The following is a 19,678-nucleotide window of genomic DNA, read 5'->3' on the forward strand; positions in this document are numbered from 1 at the left end:
TTACGCTTAAAGGCCGTCTGAAACCGTTCAGACGGCCTTTTGTGTAAAGGGTATTAAATTTGGGTACAATGTCGTTACATTAATTTTAAAACACAGAGAGAAAACATGTTGAAAAAATGGAATAAAAAATATTGGGCCGGCATGGGTGTGATTTTGGCGTTGACCAGCTGTACTTCTGTAGCGGATATGGTTGGCTACGATACTGCGACTTTGAATGAAGATGCTGCCAAAAGTTACTCACAAGTCATTCAAAACGCGCGTGGTCAAAAAGCTTTGGATGTTTCATCTCCAACTGCTCAACGCGTTCAACGCGTGTTTGCACGTCTGCGTCCTCATGCTGAGCGCGCCAACAAAACCGGCGTGCCTTTCAACTGGCAGATGAACGTTATCCGCAGTGATGAAATGAACGCATGGGCAATGCCAGGCGGTAAAATGGCCGTGTACACCGGTATAGTAGAGAAATTGAAGCTGACTGATGATGAAATTGCCGCCGTTGTCGGCCATGAAATGACCCATGCTCTGTTGGAACACAGTAAAAAAGCTTTGGGCGGACAAGTATTGACCGGCTTGGGCGGTTCGATTTTGGCCAGCTCAACCGGTGTGGATGGCGATTTGGTCGGCTTGGGTGCAGATTTGTTGGCGACCAAACCGTTCTCACGTCATCAGGAAAGCGAAGCGGACGCCGGCGGTGTACGTTTGATGGCTGAAGCAGGCTACAACCCTGAGGCTGCGGTAAGCGTGTGGGAAAAAATGAACAAAGTACAGGGCGGCAGCTCATTGTCTATTTTGTCGACCCATCCGACCAATCAAGCGCGTATCAATGCGATCCGCAAGATGTTGCCTGAAGTGATGCCGATTTATCAGAAAAACAAACGTTAATTTGATGTACTTATAATTTTGCCGGTTTGAACAGATGATTCAAACCGGCAAAGTTTTATGGTTTCAGTCTGACATTTTGGCAAATTTATCCCAATTTGCCTGAACATACGCTGCCGCAGTTTCCAAGTCTTCGTCGGCAACGTCATAATAATCGCCGTCAAGCTCTTCAAAATCAGGAAAAGCTTTGCGGATTTCGTCGAAATCCCTTTGCTCGTCTGCCATTTTTTCAATGGCTTCGCCGTGTTTTTCGTACAGGGCTTTGGCTTTGTCTAAGATTTTCGGTATCGGCTTGATGCGCCAGCGGCGCAGGCTGTCGGCAACCGGGTTGCCAAAGATGTATTCTCCGTATCCTGAAGCGATAAGCTGTACGAAGCCGCCTTCTTGAATTTGGCTGTCGAGATAACAAAGGGCGGTCAATGTATGCTGTTCGTCGTTGAGGCCGGACATTTCCTCATCACCTGCCTGTTCGGTGTGATCCAAATAGGCTGCGCTGAGTGTATAAAGAAATGAAGCGGAATCGGAAGTATCGAAATCTTGAAGGCGGAGCAGGGTAGTCATAATCATTAAAGGCCGTCTGAAAAAAGTGATTATATAATGTTTTCAGTCTGAACCTATCGGCCGTTTTGCTTTACAATATTGGAAGATAAGAAAACATAGTGAGGAACCAAACCATGAGTACACAGTCTGAAAAAAACGTTGTAGTCATCAAGCCGCAGGATTTGCCGCTGCATTGCTCCGGCCCTAATCATGAAACATGGAACGGCCATCCGCGCGTGTTCTTGCCGATTCAGTCCAACAGTGAGATTGAATGCCCGTATTGCGGCACTTATTACCGTCTTGATGGCGAGATTCCGCATCACCATTACTAATCTATGCCTATGTTGAACAAAATCATCTGCGCTTTGTGTGTGAGTTTGTGCGCTGCGTGCGGTTCGTATAAGGCCGTGCGCCCTGATGCGCCGTTACCGGTTATTGCACAGGCGCAGACGTATTCTGTCCGTTATCAATCTGCACAAGGTCGGACGATTACTGCAATTTATATCAACAGCCACAGCCCGATGATGGTTGAGCTGCGTGAAGGCAATACGGTTGAGAAACTGGCGCAAGTCCGCTTGCAGAGTCAGGGTGTCGAGTACGCCAATCCAAGCTCGCGTTGGCAGATTGGCGATGGTTTTGCCGTATTGATTCGCGGTGGGAAAGAAGTTGTATTTAAAGAGATTGTGGAATAGGGCGGTTTAGCCTTTTGCCAAATACTTGATTAAAGGTTTGGGCAAACCATAATCCGCCAAATGTTCCGATGATACCCAAAGGCCGTCTGAAAGATGTTCAGACGGCCTTTGTTGCGTCTGAAAAGGGGTAATCATCAATAAGCGGTGGGTCAGGCGGTGGGTAAACGTGGATTGTTCTTCAAGGTCGTCTGAAGTGATACCGAAGCGTTTGGCGTAGGCATACAAATCGTCTAATTTTTCAAAACAGGGTACGCAATACAGACCGCCCCAAATGCCTTTGGCAGGGCGTTTTTCAAGCAATAATGCGCCGTCAGTGTTATGAATAATCAGCCAATAAAGCGGTAGGGTTTGCACTTCGGGAGCAGTTTTTTTGCGGGGAAGCTCGTCAATGCGGTTTTGTTTTTTTGCTTCGCAGATGTCTGCCATAGGGCATTGATGACACAAAGGTTTTGTCCGTTTGCAGACGGTTGCACCCAAATCCATCAAGCCTTGCGTGTAGGCAGGCATATCGGCGTTTTCAGACGGCAGTAGGCTTTCGGCAAGCGTCCAAAGCGAGTTTTCAAATTTCTTATCTTGCGGATTGCCGTCTTGGGCAAAGACACGGCAGAGAACGCGTTTGACGTTGCCGTCCAAGATGGTTTCTCGTCGGTTAAAAGCAAAGGCAGAAATAGCGGCGGCGGTACTTCTGCCTACGCCGCAGAGCGTTTCTAAGTCTTTGCGTTCGGATGGAAAGATACCGCCGAATTGTCTGACGACTTGTTGCGCTGCTTTGTGCAGATTGCGTGCGCGGCTGTAATAGCCCAAGCCTGCCCACAAGGATAAAACCTCGTCTTGCTGCGCAGCGGCAAGCGATTGCACGGTTGGGAATTTGGCTAAGAAACGCGGATAGTAGTCCAATACGGTAGCAACCTGCGTTTGTTGGAGCATGATTTCTGAAAGCCAGACGGAATAGGGGTCTTTGATCTGCCAAGGCAAGTCGTGACGGCCATGCTGCCGTTGCCAATCGATGAGTCGTTGTGCAAAGGATGTGTGTGTGTTCATTAATATTTACTTTTTAATTATTTATTTTTAAAACAGCATGTTACACTATAACATACGAAATAATAATCAGGATTGACTTATCTGGTAGGGGGGTATATAAATATAGTTAACGTGGATTTACGCTGTATTGTTAAAGTTTATTAACTGCTCAAGGAGATTCACATGAAAGCAATGGTTTATCATGGCGCAAACGACATCCGTTTCGAAGAAAAACCCCGCCCTCAAATTATCGATCCGACCGATGCAGTCGTCAAAATCGTTAAAACCACAATTTGCGGTACTGACTTGGGTATTTGGAAGGGTAAAAACCCTGAAGTTGCCGACGGTCGTATTCTCGGTCATGAGGGTATCGGTATTGTAGAAGAAGTCGGCGATGCTGTAAAAAACATCAAAGTCGGTGATAAAGTCATTATTTCATGTGTCAGCAAATGCTGTACTTGCGACAACTGTAAAATCCAACTTTATTCACACTGCCGCAACGGCGGTTGGATCTTGGGCTATATGATTGACGGCACTCAGGCCGAATACGTCCGTACGCCTTATGCCGACAACAGCTTGGTTCCGCTGCCTGATAACGTCAACGAAGAAGTTGCCCTGCTGTTGAGCGATGCCTTACCGACCGCCCACGAAATCGGCGTGCAATATGGCGATGTGAAACCTGGCGATACCGTATTCATTGCAGGTGCAGGCCCTGTCGGTATGTCTGCGCTGCTGACTGCGCAACTGTATAGCCCTGCCGCCATCATCGTTTGCGATATGGACGAAAACCGCTTGAAACTGGCGAAAGAATTGGGCGCAACCCATACCATTAACCCTGCTTCCGGCGATGTGAGCAAGCAAGTTGCCGATATTGTCGGCGAAGACGGCGTAGATTGCGCCATCGAAGCAGTCGGTATCCCTGCAACTTGGAATATGTGCCAAGACATCGTGAAACCCGGCGGCCATATTGCTGTGGTCGGTGTACATGGTCAATCCGTTGATTTCAAACTGGAAAAACTGTGGATTAAAAACCTTGCCATCACTACCGGCTTGGTTAACGCCAATACCACCGAAATGCTGATGAAAGCCATTTCCAGCAGCTCAGTGGATTACACCAAAATGATGACCCACCATTTCAAATTCAGCGAATTGGAAAAAGCTTACGATGTATTCAAACACGCTGCTGAAAACCAAGCCATGAAAGTGGTTTTGGAAGCGGATTGATTTGAAAATCGCTTAATATGCCGTTAATTAAAGGCCGTCTGAACATTCAGACGGCCTTTTTGTATGGTTTTATTTTTTCTTCAACCAAACGCCGCTTTCGATATGGTGGGTAAATGGGAATTGGTCGAACAGGGCGGCGCGTTCTATGGTATGGGTTTGACAGAGCGTGTCGAGGTTAGCACGCAGGGTCTCAGGGTTGCAGGAAATATAGAGGACGTTGTCGAATCGGGCAACCAATTTGAGCGTCTCATCATCAACACCGGCGCGTGGAGGATCAACGAAAATAGTTGAAAAATCATAGTTTTTCAAGTCGATGCCTTGTTCTTGCAGGCGGCGGAATTCACGGTTTTGCGTGTATGCCTCGGTAAATTCTTCCGCAGACAGGCGGGCGATTTTGAGATTGGTAATTTGGTTGGCTTCAATATTCCATTGGGCGGCGTTGACGGAGGTTTTGGAAACTTCGGTCGCCAATATTTGATTGAAATGTTGCGAAAGCGGCAGGGTGAAATTGCCGTTGCCGCAGTACAGCTCAAGCAGGTCTTTGCCTAAGTTTTGCGCAGCATCACACGCCCACATCAGCATTTTTTGGCACACGTGGGCATTGGGTTGGGTAAAGCTGCCCTCGATTTGACGATAGCGGAAGGTCTTGCCGTTGACTTCTAATGCTTCGGTCACAAAATCTTGGCTCAATACGATTTTTTGTCCGCGGCTGCGGCCGATAATGTGGATGCCCAAATTGTGCGCCAGCTCTTGCGCGGCTTGTTGCCATGCTTCGTTCAGCTTCTTGTGGTAAATCATGGTTACCAGCATTTCGCCGCTTAAAGTGGATAAAAATTCGACGGCGTACCAGCGGTTTTTCAGCTCGGGATGATTGGATGCAGCTTCAATCAGTTTTGGCATTAAGGTATTGATGGATTCGGACGCGGCAGGAAATTGGTCGCAACGAATCAGGCTTGCCCCGCTTGCCTTTTGCCCGCGCTCAAACATGGCGTAAAACATTTCGCCGCCTTCATGCCAGATGCGGAACTCGGCACGCATTCTGTAATGCTGTTCCGGAGATTCAAAGACTTCGATTTCTGGAAAATCCAGTCCTTGGAAAAGTTGCTGAAGATATTGCTTTTTGTCGGCTAGTTGTTGCTGGTAGGCAGTCATTAGGGCAGTCTTTCAGAAAATAATGGCGAATTATAATATAGTTGGCGCAAAGATACGAAAGGCCGTCTGAAACATCGGTTTCAGACGGCCTTTGATTTCAAAGCATCAGCTTGTCAATCAGCCTTGCATTTGTTTGGCTTGAACGGCAGTCAGGGCGATGGTGAAGACGATGTCCTCAATCAATGCGCCGCGTGACAAGTCGTTAACCGGTTTACGCAAACCTTGCAACAAAGGGCCTACGCTCAGGACGTTGGCGCTGCGTTGTACGGCTTTGTAAGTACAGTTGCCGGTATTGAGGTCTGGGAAAATCAGGACAGTTGCCTGACCAGCGACAGCGCTGCCCGGAGCTTTGGATTGGCCGATAGATGGAACGGTAGCCGCATCGTATTGCAACGGGCCTTCGATGGCCAAATCAGGGCGTTTTTCATTAGCCAGTTTGGTTGCTTCGATCACTGCATCGACATCAGGGCCGCTGCCTGAGTTGATGGTAGAGTAGGAAATCATGGCCACTTTTGGATCGATACCGAAAGCTTTGGCGCTGTCAGCAGATTGAATGGCGATGTCGGCCAGTTGTTCCGGAGTTGGGTTCGGGTTAACCGCGCAGTCGCCGAATGCCAAAACTTGGTTAGGCAGCAACATGAAGAATACGCTGGATACAAGGCTTGCACCCGGAGCGGTTTTAATCAGTTGCAGGGCAGGGCGGATGGTGTTGGCAGTAGTGTGGACTGCACCAGAAACCAAACCATCCACGTCGTTTTGAGCCATCATCATGGTACCCAGTACGACGGTGTCTTGCAGCTGTTTGCGTGCATCTTCAGGAGTCAGGCCTTTGGATTTGCGCAATTCGCACATTGGTTCAACGTATTGCTCAACCAAAGAAGCTGGATCAATGATTTCCAAAGAATCAGGCAGGGAGATGCCGCGTTCTTTCGCTACGGCTTCAACTTCTTCGCGGGTAGCCAACAGTACGCAACGGGCGATGCCTTTTTCGTGACAGATAGCGGCAGCGGCGACGGTGCGTGGTTCTGCGCCTTCAGGCAGGACGATGCGCATATCGGCTTTGCGGGCGAAATCGATCAGGTTGTAACGGAATTGGGCTGGAGACAGGCGTTTGGCTTCGCGTTTGGCCAAAGCGGATACATCTTGCAGTTTGTCGCTGGAGCCGAAGAAAGTCAGGCCGGTTTGCTCGGCAACTTGTGCACCTAAAGCAGCGGCTGCGCCGTCAATGATAAAGCCTTCCAATAAGCCCGGGGAGTTGGTGTAGAGCTGTTTGGCGAGGTTTAATTGTTGGGTGACGGCGGCTGCGTCGGTGTTGTCGGATTTCAGCGCCAAGACAACGCCTGCGTCCAAAGACAGTGCCAATTCAACGTTTTTGCCTGCCAAGAACAATTTGTCTGCATCAGGAGTAATGCCTTCGATAACGAGGTTATCTGAGTTCAATGCTGCAACTTTACCGACAAGTGCGTCAAACCAGTCGTCGCTCTTGCCTTGAGCCAACAGGGCTTCTGTAGTGGAGTCAACGGCTTGGAAAACTTGCGCATTCAATGCCGCTACAAATGCTTTTGCCGCTGCATCGGCGCTCAGGCCGGTAGATACCGGTGCGATCAGGATTTTTGCCATTTTGTGTCCTCTCATTCGGTGATTGTAGAAGGGTGTTGCTGTTGTGCAGCTGGTGCTGCATTTTATCACTTTGGGATAACATATACACGGCTATATTGACATATGTCATCAGGCCGTCTGAAAAGTATAAACGCAATGGACCAAATCCATCAATCCCCCATTGCCGCCAAAAGCTCGGCTTGATGCTCGGCAATCAGGGCATTGGTGATTTCTTCCAAATCTCCGTCCATCACAAAATCCAGTTTGTGCAGGGTAAGGTTGATGCGGTGGTCGGTCACGCGGCCTTGTGGGTAGTTGTAGGTGCGGATGCGTTCGCTGCGGTCGCCGCTGCCGATCAGGGATTTGCGTTCGGCGGCTTCTTTGGCTTGGGCTTCGCGTTTTTGTGCGTCATTTAAGCGGGCGGCGAGGACTTTCATCGCCTGCGCTTTGTTCGCGTGTTGGCTGCGGCCGTCTTGGCATTCGACCACCATGCCTGTCGGCAAGTGGGTAATACGGACGGCGGAGTCGGTTTTGTTGATGTGCTGACCACCAGCACCGGATGCGCGGAAGGTGTCGATGCGCAGGTCGGCGGGGTTCAACTCGATGTCTTCGAGTTCGTCCGCTTCGGGCATGACGGCGACGGTGCAGGCGGAGGTATGGATACGGCCTTGGCTTTCGGTGGCTGGAACACGTTGTACGCGGTGGCCACCCGATTCAAATTTCAGACGGCTGTATGCACCCAAGCCGATAATGCGGGCGATGACTTCTTTATAGCCGCCCAATTCGCTTTCGTTTGCGGAAACAATTTCAACCTGCCAGCGGTTGCGCTCGGCGTAGCGGCTGTACATACGCAGCAAATCGCCTGCAAACAGCGCGGCTTCGTCGCCACCGGTACCGGCGCGTACCTCGATAAAGATATTTTTATCGTCATCGGCATCTTTTGGCAGCAGCAGTTTTTGCAATTCAGTATCGAGCGTGTCGATTTTGGCTTTTGCCGCTTCGATTTCTTCGGCGGCAAAGTCTTTCATTTCAGGGTCGGACAGCATTTCTTCGGCATCTGCCAAGTCGCTTTGTGCCAGCTGATAGTTTTGAAAGACTTCGACGACGGGGGTCAGTTCGGCGTGTTCGCGTGTGAGTTTGCGGTAGTTGTCCATGTCGGACGTGGCTTCAGGCTGACCGAGCAGGTGCGTGACTTCTTCCAGTCGGTCGCTGAGTTGTTGTAGTTTTTCTAAGATAGACGGCTTCATAAATTTTCCAAAATACGGATGCCGTCGAGTGGTCTGCAACGGCGAAATAAGGAGTCATTATAATGGGTTTGAATGAAAATTCAACAAGATATGATGGATTGGAAAGGCCGTCTGAAACTGTTTTGAAGTTTCAGACGGCCTTTTTTATATGGGCTTATTTAGGCGCAGCCAAGATGCCTGTTTGGTTCAGCAGGAACAAAACGGTAAAGCCGGTCAAATAAATCAAACCGATAATGGCAAGGAAATTCATGCCCATGGTCAGTTTGTGGCGTTTGTCACCTTTGACGAGGCGGTAATTCAGCCAAGCGAACACAGGGGCGGCAACGAAGGCGGTAATCATGGCGAATTTGAGCAACTCGGCCATCGCGCTGTTGAACCAGAAAATCACGGCCAAGCCTGAGCCTGCGACCCAGACGTTCCAGGCAAACAATTCGACATTGCCGGTTTTGTCTTTGCCGCGCAGCAGGCGTACCGGTTCGGCAATCGCGCGTGCGTAGCCGTCCACTACGGTAATGGTGGTGCCGTACATGCAGGCAAAGGCGATAAATGCCACCAGCGGACGCGACCAGTCGCCGATGGTCACGGCGTACATATTAATCAGCTGGCCGACATATTTGCCACCGGCCATTTGTACGGCTTCGCCGTTTCCGTATTGTACATATGCACCCAAGGCGAGGAAAACGACCGCCAAAATCGCGCTGGTGATGTAGCCGACGTTGAAGTCGAAAATACCGTCGCGGTAGCTGGAAGGGTTGATGCGTTGTTTTTCGGTAACCCACAAAGAGTTGATGGCGGAAATTTCAATCGGTGCAGGCATCCAGCCCATCAGCGCGATGAGGAAGCCCAAGCCTGCCAGTGTCCACGGGGTCGGCTCGATAAAGTCGGGCTTCATCTGCATGCCGCGAGACATGGCCACGGCGGCTGCGGCGACGGTGGCGATGGTCAGGCTGACGATGATGATTTTGGAAACGTTGTCCAATGCTTTATAGCGGCCGCTTGCCAAAATCAGCAGGCAGGAAACCATAATCATGACGGACACCATGCCGGCATCGAAAGTCAGTGATGGGATTGCCATTTTGACGATGGCGGCGGTAACGATGGCGACCGCGCCGGCATTAATCGTTGCCGATGCAATACATAAAATCAAAAATACCCACAAATAAACGCGGCTTTTTTCGGCATAGCCCTCAATCAGACTTTTGCCCGTATCCAGCGTGTAATGTGCGCTGAAGCGGAAAAACGGGTATTTGAACAGGTTGGTCAGAATGATAATCAGCGCAAGCTGCCAGCCGTAAAGTGCGCCTGCCTGCGTGGAGGCAATCAGGTGCGAGCCGCCGACTGCCGCCGAAGCCATCATGATACCCGGGCCGAGAGCATTGATTTTGCTTTTCCAAGTAGAGGAGTGTGTATGTTGTTCTGCCATAAGTATTTTCCGCCTGTTTCAGACGGCCTTATTATCAAAAAAAAGCATATTTTAACGTAAATAAAAAGTTTGCCCAATAATATGCGTAATACTTTTTATCAATCAAAGGGAAAATACGGTGTTAAAAAGCCGAGATGACAGAGTGAACGATATTTTGTGCCAAAAACATTTTTTCAGACGGCCTTGTATCGCTTTTTATTCATGAATATGGGGTAGGGAGGGCAGAGTGTGTCGGTTTGGAAACGAAATGGCCGGGCAAGGCTTTTTGATGCCTTGAGGTCGGCATATCAAGGGAAAGTATGGAGCAGGGAATCCACGTTTTGCTCGGTTATTTCAGCCAGTTGCGCCAGCGGTACGCCGCGCAGTTCGGCGGCAATTTTGGCGATACGGCGGATGTTGGCTGGTGTGTTGGTTTCTTGGCCAAGCATAAAAGGGCTGTCGGTTTCGAGAACGAAATCCGTGTCATCTAAGGCTTGTAAGGCGGCACGGACTTTTTTGGCATTGGGATTGAGTAGCAGCGATCCTATGCCGATTTTGAAGCCGAGTTTTACCAAAATTCGCGCTTCTTCTACGCTGCCGGAGAAGGCGTGAACGATACCGCCTCGTGTGAAACCGACGGTTTTGACGGCGGCGGCAATGGCGGCGGTGGCTTTCAGATTATGGATGATGACGCGGCGGTTGAGGTTTTGGGCAAGGATGAGTTGGCGGATAAAGACGTCGGTTTGCGTGTCGCGTTGCGCTTGGGTTTGCTCTTTGCCATAAAAATCCAAGCCGATTTCGCCAACCCATGCTTGCGGATGCCGGATTAATTCGGACTCTAATTCTTGGAATGCCGCCTCGTTGAGGCCGTCTGAAAACCACGGATGAATGCCCAAAGCGATATGGATGTTTTCAGACGGCCTTTCCAACTGCGCAACTGCCTGCCAATCATTGGGAGATGTAGCCGGTACGATAAAACGCACCACGCCGGCGGCTTGCGCTTCGGTAAGCACGGCAGGCAGCGTATCGGCAAGTTTGGGATCGGCAAGATGGCAGTGGGTGTCGGTGAAAGTCATATTTAATGGCGGTTACAGCAGATTTAATTGTCGCAATTCTTGTTGCACCTTATCTGCATTCCAGTCATGAGATACGGCGAGGGTCATCAGCGCAGTGGCAGTTTCGAGATTGCATTTGCCGCCGTTGATGATACCTGCCTGACGCAAAGCATCGCCTTGGGCATAGACGGCGGCGGCGCAACCTTGCGGCACTTGGCTGATGTTGAGCAGCAACTTGTCTTGTTGCGTAAAGGCTTGGACGGCTCGGACAAACGCATCGTTGCTCGGCGCATTGCCGTGGCCGTAGCTTTGCAGGATTAGGGCTTGGGTGGAAAGATGGGGCAGGCCGTCTGAAAGTTCTTGCGCGGCATAACCGGGAATCAGCGTGCGGACGGAAACTTTGGCTTCGGGATTTGGAAGACGCGGATTGAGGCTGTCTGAATGTTGGGTCGGGGCAATATGGATATTGTGCCAACCTTTGTTTTCCTCCCATTCGGCGAGTGCGCCAAAATGCAGGTTGTCAAAACCTGCGGAGGTCTCGGTGCTGACCTTGCTGCTGCCGACGGCGGAGAAGAGTTTGCCGTCAAAGGCAATGGCCACTTGTTTGAGCTTGAGCGAGAAGGCGGAAACGGCGGTGGCAAGGTTGCGCGGCGCATCGCTGTTGGCGGCATCGTAAGGCCATTGCGATCCGGTCAGGATAACGGGTTTGTCTAAGCCTTGCAGCGAAAGAGCGAAGAGGTTGGCTGTGTATGCCATGGTATCCGTACCATGCAGCACCAAAATACCGTCATAGTCAGGCAGTTTGGTAATAATAAGCTCCAGCCAGTCGCGTTGGTTTTGCAGCGTTACCGCGGAAGAATCGATGAGCGGCTGGCAAACGTGCCATTCGAAATCAAGGCCGTCTGAAAAGGGGGCAAGGGCTTTATCGACGAGAGCGGTGTCGGGACGCAGGCCTGCGCTGCTTTGGGTCATGCCGATGGTGCCGCCGGTGTAGAGGACGAAGATTTTTTGTTTCATGGTGTTTCTGATGAATGATTGAGGCCGTCTGAAAGCGGGGAAGTGTTTCAGACGGCCTGGAATGGTTTATTGATTGGCTTGTTTTTTAGCTTTTGCGGCGCGTTTTTCTTGCAGTTTTTCACGGAAGAAGGTATGGCGTCGGTGTTTTCTCCACCAAATCCAGCCGATGATGACTGCGCCGATGCCCAGTACGGTAAAGATACCTGATTGCAGGCTGTGCATTTTTTTCATCAGCCAGTCGGTATTGCGTGCGCCGTATTCGCCCAGATAAATCCAAACTGGAACGGAAATCAGTGCGGCCAAGCCGTCCATCAGGATAAAGCGCAGGTAGGAAACCTTACGGCTGATGCCAGCGGTTACGAAAACGGCAGTACGCAGGCCGGGCAGGAAACGGGCGACGAATAAAACCCAGTTGCCGTATTTGTCGAATTTTTCCTGTACTTGGGCGTAGCGTTTGGGTGTCATCACGCGCGCAATCGGTTTGAATTTAAGGATTTTTTGCCCCCAAATTCGGCCGGCCGCAAACATAAAGCCGTCACCTGCCAATACGCCGAGCATGCCGACGGCAAACATAATATGCGAGTTGGTATAACCCAGGCCGGAAATCACACCGCCGGTTACCAGTGTCAAATCTTCAGGAATCGGCACGCCGAAGCCGCAAATAACCAAAACGAAAAACACGGCCGCATAGCCGTATTCAACGAAAAAAGATTCTAAAATTGCAAACATGGCCGCCGTCCCACGATAAATATTGATTGATGACTGGATTAAGTTGGAATTTTACCAAAGATAAGGCCGTCTGAAAGCAATCACAAGCAGATATTGTTTAAATTTGACGGTAGTTTGCAAAAAAAAACTCGAAATTCGGACGTGGAAAGTTGGGATTTGAACAGATTTGGCAGGTACAATAGCTGCTGGTTTATCTTTCAAACCCGAAATGGAAGTCTGTTTTCAGACGGCCTGTTCAGGAAAATGAAATCATGAAATACAGAGATTTGCGAGAATTTATCGCTGGATTGGAAGCTGATGGCAAACTCAAGCGCATTCAGCATCCGGTGTCGCCGCATTTGGAAATGACCGAAATTGCCGACCGCGTGCTGCGCGCCGAAGGGCCGGCGTTGCTGTTTGAGCACCCGATTAAGCCCGACGGTACGCGCTACAATTATCCCGTGTTGGCGAACCTGTTCGGCACGCCCGAACGTGTGGCGATGGGCATGGGCGCGGACAGCGTGTCCAAGCTGCGCGAAATTGGGCAAACCCTGGCGTATTTGAAAGAACCCGAACCGCCCAAAGGCATCAAAGACGCGTTTTCCAAGCTGCCGCTGTTGAAAGACATTTGGAGCATGGCGCCGAATGTGGTGAAAAACGCGCCGTGTCAGGAAATCGTGTGGGAAGGTGAAGACGTTGATTTGTATAAACTGCCGATTCAGCATTGCTGGCCGGAAGACGTTGCGCCGCTGGTAACGTGGGGTTTGACCGTAACGCGCGGTCCGCACAAAAAACGCCAAAATTTAGGTATTTACCGCCAGCAATTAATCGGCAAAAACAAGCTGATTATGCGCTGGCTGTCGCATCGCGGCGGCGCGCTGGATTATCAGGAGTTTCGCAAACTCAATCCTGAGACGCCGTATCCCGTCGCCGTTGTGCTCGGCTGCGACCCCGCCACTATTTTGGGTGCAGTCACGCCTGTTCCCGATACCTTGAGCGAATACCAGTTTGCCGGACTGCTGCGCGGTTCGCGGACGGAACTGGTGAAATGTATCGGCAGCGATTTGCAAGTGCCAGCCCGTGCCGAAATCGTGTTGGAAGGTGTGATTCATCCGAACGAAACCGCGTTGGAAGGCCCATACGGCGACCACACCGGCTATTACAACGAGCAGGACCATTTCCCCGTATTCACGGTCGAGCGCATTACCATGCGTGAAAACCCGATTTACCATTCTACCTACACAGGCAAACCGCCCGATGAACCTGCCGTTTTGGGCGTGGCGTTGAACGAAGTGTTCGTACCGCTTTTGCAAAAGCAGTTCCCCGAAATCACCGATTTCTACCTGCCGCCTGAAGGCTGCTCCTACCGCATGGCGGTGGTCAGCATGAAAAAACAGTATGCCGGACACGCCAAGCGCGTGATGATGGGCTGCTGGTCGTTCTTGCGCCAGTTTATGTACACCAAATTCATCATCGTGGTCGATGACGATGTGGACGTGCGTGACTGGAAAGAAGTCATCTGGGCGGTAACCACGCGTATGGACCCCGTACGCGACACTGTTTTGATGGAAAATACACCTATCGACTACCTCGACTTCGCTAGCCCCGTCAGCGGACTCGGTGGCAAAATGGGTTTGGATGCGACCAACAAATGGCCGGGTGAAACCGACCGCGAATGGGGGCGTGTGATCAAAAAAGACCCTGCCGTTACGGCCAAAATCGATGAGATTTGGGAGAGTTTGGGTTTGTAGATGTCGGATTTATTGGAATTTCTACTGTAAATATTGATGGAAATAATGGGGTCTATGTGTGAGGGTACGGTAGAAATAGTGAGGCTCGATTGGAGAGAAAGAAAACTCTCCAAAAAAGGCTTGATAATGTTGACGATATGGTTTGCCATCATTGTTGCACTGATTATGTATATGGTCATTCCTAAGTGAACATCTTATTCTGACAAGGTATCTGTTAAAAGGCCGTCTGAAACTTTTTGGGTTTCAGACGGCCTTTGATTTGAAAACCTAGCGCGGTTTGAGCCACTTCCATTGTTCTTGTATGGTTTCTTGCAGGGCTTTTTGTTTTTCTGCAGACGTATTCATGCCATTGGTCAAGCGGCTGTAGTCGAGGGTAATGGACGGGTTTTGTACGGTTCCACCGATTTTGAGGGGAATCGGTTTGTTTTTAGGTTGCAGTACATTGCTGATAAGCAGGTTTTCGGACAGCTTTTGGGTATTCAAATCGGTATAGCCACTGCTGACAACGTGCAGGCTGTCGGAAAACAGTTCGGTGTTGATATGATGGCTGATGCCTTTCTCGATTTCGCTATTGAGGGTGAAATGATGGAAAGGGGTTTTGAGGTTGCTGTTATCGATTTTTTCTGAAGAGATGCCGTTTTTTAGAATGCTGTCCATATCAATGCCGTGCCATGCGCCGTTGGTAATATCGAGGAGCAGGCTGCCGTTTAGGGCTTGTATCATTTGGGCACGGTCGTTACCGGTGGTTTTAATGTCGATAACGGCGTCGCCGCTGCCGCTGAAGCTGTGGAAACCGAATAGGTCTTGCAGCAACGGCTGAATCTGTATGCCTTTTGCGTTTTGCTGAAGGTGGTAGGAAGCAGGTTGGGTCGCCGCAATACTCAGGCCGCCCTCGGTTTTGCCGCCATAAAGCCCGGCTTTGAAACGGTGCAGGGCGATATGTTCTTTATCGGCGGTGAGCAGGGATTCGATGTTTTCTAATTGTAGGCCGGCAGTTTGAATGCTGCCGATTTGGAGGTTGGCCTCAATGTTGGGCAACCAGGATTTGGCCAGCAGGGAAGGAAGGTTCAGTGATGGCTGGGTTTTCAGATCTTCCAAGTAAGGGGTCAGATTGAGTTTTTGTAAGGCGATACCGGCGTCAAGATGCGGACGAGGTTGGGCATCGCGTTGGTATTTAAAGGCCAAGGCAAGGGCTTGTCTGTCAAATGCGCCTTTCAGACGGCCTTCCCATGTATTGAGGCTGAAATTGGCCTGACCTTCAAGGGTGCTGATAAATCGGGGGCGGGGAAGGCGGTTGATGGTGTCTTGCAGGGTGCTGAGGTGCAGTTTGGGTGCATCGATGCCTTTGCCTTTTTGCCAAACCAACGGGCTGGAAAAGGTAAAGTTGGTTTGGAGGCGGTTGTCTTTATGGCTGCCTTTGAGTTCAAAATTGGCGGCGGTCAAAACGGTTGGATAGAGGTTGGTTTTGTCCAGTTTGAATGAACCGTCCCATTGGTTGTTTTCACTGCCGGCGGTCAATGCGCCGTTGAGTGTGTTGAGGTGCAAATAGCCATTTTTGAATTGCAAGAGGGGAGAACGTGCATTGATATGCAAGTTTTGATAGTCGCTTTCGGCTTGCAGATTAAAGTCGCGCAAAAGGGCGGTTTGGTTTTGCCAATTAAGGCTGCCTGCGATTTGGGCATCCAGCTTGTTTTTGAGTAATACGGTTTGCAGGTTTAATTTGAGGGCGGGAACGCTCCAGCCGGTATCATCTTGTACAAGATGGCCGATGCCTTGCCAATTGATGGGGTTGCCGATGTTTTGCAGTGTGCCGCTGATATCGAATGGACGGCCGTCTGAATCGGCTCTGCGCAGGGAAAATTGCAGATCGTTTAAGGCAATATCTTGCTCTTTATTGTGATAGCGGATGCTGCCGTTATTGATGATGACGCGGTTGAGCTGGAAGCTTTCTTTTGATGCATGGTTTTGTTGCAGGCAGGCAGGCAGGTGGTTTTTGGGACCCAGCGTCAGCAATGGATTGGAAAGAATCCATTTTTCAAGAATTGGGGCATCTGACCATAGGCTGCTCCAGCCAAAGCCCATTTTGGATTCGGCAATGTTCAGCGTCGGCGTGTCTGGTTCGGAAGGTGAAAGGCTGAGGTCTTTTAAAATTAGCGTGGGGCGCGGCAGCCATTTTCTGCCGATAGTGGCGTTGTATTTGATTTGGCAGCCATGGGCGGAAAAGTTTTTTTGTATGAATGCGTCGATGTTTTCTGTGTTGAATATGCGGAACATTAAGGCACTCAATACCGCCGCGAGGCATAAAAGCGCGGTAATGCTGAAAACCAGGGTTTTCAGCCAAAATTTTCCTGAGTGCAACATGGAATGAACAGACAATTCAGATTCTCGCTTTGATGGGAGCTTTAAGGAGTGATTGGGAGTTTAAGCCTTGCTGCTTAAGCGTGTGGAAGTATAACACAGAGTGGGCATGTGTTTCAGACGGCATGGGTATATGAATAAAAACACCGCCCAAAGGCGGTGTTGATTTTAAGCATAAATTATTTACGCAGACCCAGGCGGGTAATCAGTGTACGGTAAGTATCAGGCTGAGTACGACGCAGGTAAGACAGCAGGCGACGACGTTGGCTAACCATTTTCAACAGGCCGCGGCGGCTGTGGTGGTCTTTAGGGTTGGCTTTGAAGTGAGGAGTCAGGTCGTTGATGCGGAAAGTCAACAGAGCGACTTGTACTTCAGAAGAGCCGGTATCGCCTTCTTTGCGTTGGAAATCTTTAACAATTTGTGCTTTTTGTTCTACGGTCAATGCCATGATGGATAACTCCGAAAATAAAAGAACCTTTTCAGGTTCGGACAAGTTTGCCAAGCCGATCAACCTAAGCAAACTCCTAAGTGCCTTTTTATAAAGACGGGCGGATTATGCCACAATTTGTTTTGGTATGCCACATCTTTTCAGACGGCCAAAAAAAGCGGCGATACCTTTCAGTACCGCCAAAGCTGCTTTGGTGATAAAAAACTAAACTTTATTTGCTCGCACAGCGGAAGCCCAAGTTATTTAAAACATATTTGGACTGCAGGCTGGTGCGGATGCCGTAGCGTAAGAATGCCGCATAGTTGGACGGATCGCTCGAGCCCACGGATGCGCCGCTACAGAACATTTGTGTATTGGACGAGCCGGCAGAGAGTTGGCTGCTGTTGAAATCTTCAGTCCATTCCCAAATTAGGCCGTGCATATCGTATACGCCCCAATAGTTGGGTTTGTTTTTACCGATGTCGTGCAGGCCGTTGCGGCCGCCGTCTGCATACCAGTCTAAGATGGTGCGGTTGTAGCCGGGTTCGGCAGAGCCGTCTTTTTGAGTGGCAGAAGCCAAGCCTGCAAACTCCCATTCGTCAATAGTCGGCAGACGTTTGCCTTTGGAAACGCAGTAGGCATTGGCGGCGAACCATGAAACATTGGTTACAGGGTGTTTGAGTTCGCTGGCTTTAGGCGCAAAACTGTTGCTGCCGTTTTTCACCCAATGTTTCAGGTAAGCTTTTTCAGCGTGTTTGGAACTGATTTTGCCTTTTTGCCATTGCGGATGTGTGTTCACAAATTCGGCAAATTCGGCATTGGTTACCGGATATTTGTCAAGCTGGAAGGGTTTGACTTTAATAAGGGAAGTTTCTTTTTTGAGATAGAGAGGACGGTAGCTGCCTCCTTCGATTTTTACCATTTCGGCAGCAAATGTATTGCCACAGATTAAGGCACTGCCTAAGAGGAGGAGTCGTATGAGTTTCATGGTACGCCCTTATTATCGATTGAAACAGGAAATTTATTTTTCAGATAGCCTAATCATAACAAGGCCGTCTGAAAAATCAATCTGTCTGATTTGAACAGGAAGATTAATCGTGATGGAAGCCACTGCGGCTCTAAAGAGTAGGGCAGCAGTGGCTTGGCGTATTAAACCGAGAGATTATTTAGCGGCTTCAGAAGCACCAGACGCAGCTGCTGGAGCAGAAGCGGCAGCACCGGCAGGTTGGTAAACGGTGTCGCTCAGTTTTTTGGTCATGATTTCAGGGTTTTCATCACCCTCAACTTTCAATTGACCCAAAGCACCTTTGTTGAAAGCACGGAAGATAGAGTGGTCAACCAAAGTGTAGCTGCCTGGAATGTCGACTTTGAATTCAACGATAGCGGCACCACCGGCAGGAATCACAGTGCTTTGTACGTTTTCGTTGATCAGTTTGCCAGCCTCTACGTAAACTTTGTCGAAGATTTCGCCGATAACGTGGAAAGAAGATACCAAGTTAGGACCACCATTACCCACGTACATACGGACGGTTTCGCCTGCTTTGGCCTTCAGAGCGTTGTCGCCGGCGATAGAGCCTACGTGACCGTTGAATACAACGTATTCAGGTTGTTCAGCAATCGCTTTATCCATATCGAAAGGTTGCAGGCCTTGAGCACCTTTTTTACCTTTGGTATAGAAGTCACCTTGTACGATGTAGAACTCTTTGTCCACTTTAGGCAGACCTTCTTTAGGTTCAACCAAGATCAAACCGTACATACCGTTGGCGATGTGCATACCTACAGGAGCAACGGCACAGTGGTAGATGTACAAACCAGCTTGCAGTGCTTTGAAGCTGAAGGTAGAAGTATGGCCAGGAGCAGTAAAGGTAGCTTCTGCACCACCGCCTTGACCGGTTGCAGCGTGGAAGTCAACGTTATGAGGAACGGTAGAAGAAGGATTGTTAGAGAATTCAACTTCAACAGTATCGCCTTCGCGTACACGGATCATTTGACCTGGAACGTCGCCGTTGAATGTCCAGTAGTGGTACTCAACACCGTCTTCCATGGTCATAGTTTTTTCAACGGTTTCCATTTTAACGCGTACTTTAGCCGGATGGTCGCGATCAGTTGGAGGTGGAACTTCCGGAGCGTGAGTCATGATAGCATCGATTACAGGCAGTTCTGAAGAAGGAGTCTCGGCAGCAGCTTGTGAGTCGGAAGCAGCAGGAGCTTCAGCAGAAGCAGTAGCAGCTGGAGTTTCAGCAGGTTTAGCAGCTTGCTCGCCGCATGCGGCCAATGCAAATACAGAAGCGATAAGTGCGGCTAAGGTTTGGCGTTTCATGTTTAAAGTTTCCTTATAGTAAGAAAAGTTAAGAATCCTGATAGGATGGTTCGAAGTTTTGTATGATTATGTAGGCGCTTGTTTGGTCATATTTTGATGTAAATCAAATTGTTCAGGGAATATGAATCTTTTACTACTTAAATACTCCTTTAGAAGTATAAAAAAATACATCGAAAAGTTTATTTTTGTGTGAAAATGTTAGCGAAAACTTAACACAAAATACGATAAAGGGGGGTCTGTATAGGCAAATGGGAATCAATATCATATAAGTTAATGGTTTTAAAGGAAT

Annotated in this window: 18 protein-coding genes; 5 read left to right on the plus strand and 13 right to left on the minus strand. The window is 49.5% G+C overall.

Going from position 1 to position 19,678, the window contains the following annotated elements:
• Window positions 1–105: 105 nt before the first annotated feature.
• Window positions 106–879: a M48 family metallopeptidase gene (locus O3682_RS04150; protein WP_371508605.1), complete on the plus strand. Its 774-nt coding sequence runs from the start codon at window positions 106–108 to the stop codon at window positions 877–879.
• Window positions 880–942: 63 nt separating this feature from the next.
• Here the strand turns inward: O3682_RS04150 and O3682_RS04155 are convergent, their stop codons facing one another.
• On the minus strand, window positions 943–1,437 hold the full coding sequence (locus O3682_RS04155) for a DMP19 family protein (protein ID WP_371508658.1): 495 nt from the start codon (window positions 1,435–1,437) through the stop codon (window positions 943–945).
• A 113-nt stretch (window positions 1,438–1,550) separates the two neighbouring features.
• Between O3682_RS04155 and O3682_RS04160 the strand changes: the two genes are divergently transcribed.
• Window positions 1,551–1,748 (plus strand): zinc-finger domain-containing protein, encoded by a 198-nt coding sequence (locus tag O3682_RS04160; protein WP_003745781.1) that lies wholly within the window; start codon window positions 1,551–1,553, stop codon window positions 1,746–1,748.
• Between the two features lie 3 nt (window positions 1,749–1,751).
• Window positions 1,752–2,108, plus strand: a complete 357-nt coding sequence (locus O3682_RS04165) for a hypothetical protein (RefSeq protein WP_371508606.1) — start codon at window positions 1,752–1,754, stop codon at window positions 2,106–2,108.
• 6 nt (window positions 2,109–2,114) lie between these two features.
• On the opposite strand, the gene mutY is transcribed toward O3682_RS04165, so the two are convergent.
• Window positions 2,115–3,149, minus strand: coding sequence for an A/G-specific adenine glycosylase (gene mutY / locus O3682_RS04170; protein ID WP_371508608.1), 1,035 nt, complete (start codon window positions 3,147–3,149; stop codon window positions 2,115–2,117).
• Window positions 3,150–3,311: 162 nt separating this feature from the next.
• On the opposite strand from mutY, the gene O3682_RS04175 reads away from it, so the two are divergent.
• Window positions 3,312–4,352, plus strand: a complete 1,041-nt coding sequence (locus O3682_RS04175; protein ID WP_107858123.1) for a zinc-dependent alcohol dehydrogenase family protein — start codon at window positions 3,312–3,314, stop codon at window positions 4,350–4,352.
• Between the two features lie 69 nt (window positions 4,353–4,421).
• Here the strand turns inward: O3682_RS04175 and trmA are convergent, their stop codons facing one another.
• The 7 genes from trmA to O3682_RS04210 all read right to left on the minus strand — a co-directional run bounded on the left by trmA (window position 4,422) and on the right by O3682_RS04210 (window position 12,553).
• The gene (gene trmA, locus O3682_RS04180; protein WP_371508610.1) at window positions 4,422–5,504 is read right to left on the minus strand and encodes a tRNA (uridine(54)-C5)-methyltransferase TrmA; all 1,083 of its coding nucleotides are present in this window, start codon (window positions 5,502–5,504) and stop codon (window positions 4,422–4,424) included.
• A gap of 117 nt (window positions 5,505–5,621) precedes the next feature.
• Window positions 5,622–7,124, minus strand: a complete 1,503-nt coding sequence (gene pta / locus O3682_RS04185; protein WP_371508611.1) for a phosphate acetyltransferase — start codon at window positions 7,122–7,124, stop codon at window positions 5,622–5,624.
• Between the two features lie 149 nt (window positions 7,125–7,273).
• Complete coding sequence (gene prfA, locus O3682_RS04190; RefSeq protein ID WP_003745798.1) at window positions 7,274–8,350, minus strand: peptide chain release factor 1; 1,077 nt, start codon at window positions 8,348–8,350, stop codon at window positions 7,274–7,276.
• 154 nt (window positions 8,351–8,504) lie between these two features.
• Complete coding sequence (locus tag O3682_RS04195; RefSeq protein ID WP_371508614.1) at window positions 8,505–9,773, minus strand: Nramp family divalent metal transporter; 1,269 nt, start codon at window positions 9,771–9,773, stop codon at window positions 8,505–8,507.
• Between the two features lie 287 nt (window positions 9,774–10,060).
• Window positions 10,061–10,828, minus strand: coding sequence for a TatD family hydrolase (locus O3682_RS04200; protein ID WP_070765116.1), 768 nt, complete (start codon window positions 10,826–10,828; stop codon window positions 10,061–10,063).
• A 12-nt stretch (window positions 10,829–10,840) separates the two neighbouring features.
• Window positions 10,841–11,824 (minus strand): asparaginase, encoded by a 984-nt coding sequence (locus tag O3682_RS04205; RefSeq protein ID WP_371508616.1) that lies wholly within the window; start codon window positions 11,822–11,824, stop codon window positions 10,841–10,843.
• A 66-nt stretch (window positions 11,825–11,890) separates the two neighbouring features.
• Window positions 11,891–12,553, minus strand: coding sequence for a DedA family protein (locus tag O3682_RS04210; protein ID WP_371508618.1), 663 nt, complete (start codon window positions 12,551–12,553; stop codon window positions 11,891–11,893).
• 251 nt (window positions 12,554–12,804) lie between these two features.
• Between O3682_RS04210 and ubiD the strand changes: the two genes are divergently transcribed.
• Window positions 12,805–14,283, plus strand: coding sequence for a 4-hydroxy-3-polyprenylbenzoate decarboxylase (gene ubiD / locus O3682_RS04215; protein ID WP_371508620.1), 1,479 nt, complete (start codon window positions 12,805–12,807; stop codon window positions 14,281–14,283).
• 267 nt (window positions 14,284–14,550) lie between these two features.
• Here the strand turns inward: ubiD and O3682_RS04220 are convergent, their stop codons facing one another.
• The 4 genes from O3682_RS04220 to nirK form a co-directional block, all read right to left on the minus strand.
• Entirely contained in the window at window positions 14,551–16,644 is a 2,094-nt protein-coding gene (locus O3682_RS04220; RefSeq protein WP_371508622.1) for an AsmA family protein, read from the minus strand.
• A 176-nt stretch (window positions 16,645–16,820) separates the two neighbouring features.
• Window positions 16,821–17,090: a 30S ribosomal protein S15 gene (gene rpsO, locus O3682_RS04225; RefSeq protein ID WP_003679932.1), complete on the minus strand. Its 270-nt coding sequence runs from the start codon at window positions 17,088–17,090 to the stop codon at window positions 16,821–16,823.
• A gap of 211 nt (window positions 17,091–17,301) precedes the next feature.
• The gene (locus O3682_RS04230; RefSeq protein ID WP_293193120.1) at window positions 17,302–18,057 is read right to left on the minus strand and encodes a formylglycine-generating enzyme family protein; all 756 of its coding nucleotides are present in this window, start codon (window positions 18,055–18,057) and stop codon (window positions 17,302–17,304) included.
• Window positions 18,058–18,231: 174 nt separating this feature from the next.
• Window positions 18,232–19,389: a copper-containing nitrite reductase gene (gene nirK, locus O3682_RS04235; RefSeq protein WP_371508624.1), complete on the minus strand. Its 1,158-nt coding sequence runs from the start codon at window positions 19,387–19,389 to the stop codon at window positions 18,232–18,234.
• Between the last annotated feature and the right edge of the window lie 289 nt (window positions 19,390–19,678).

This window comes from Neisseria sp. 27098_8_112, from assembly GCF_041433235.1.
In the GTDB taxonomy this organism is placed as follows: domain Bacteria; phylum Pseudomonadota; class Gammaproteobacteria; order Burkholderiales; family Neisseriaceae; genus Neisseria.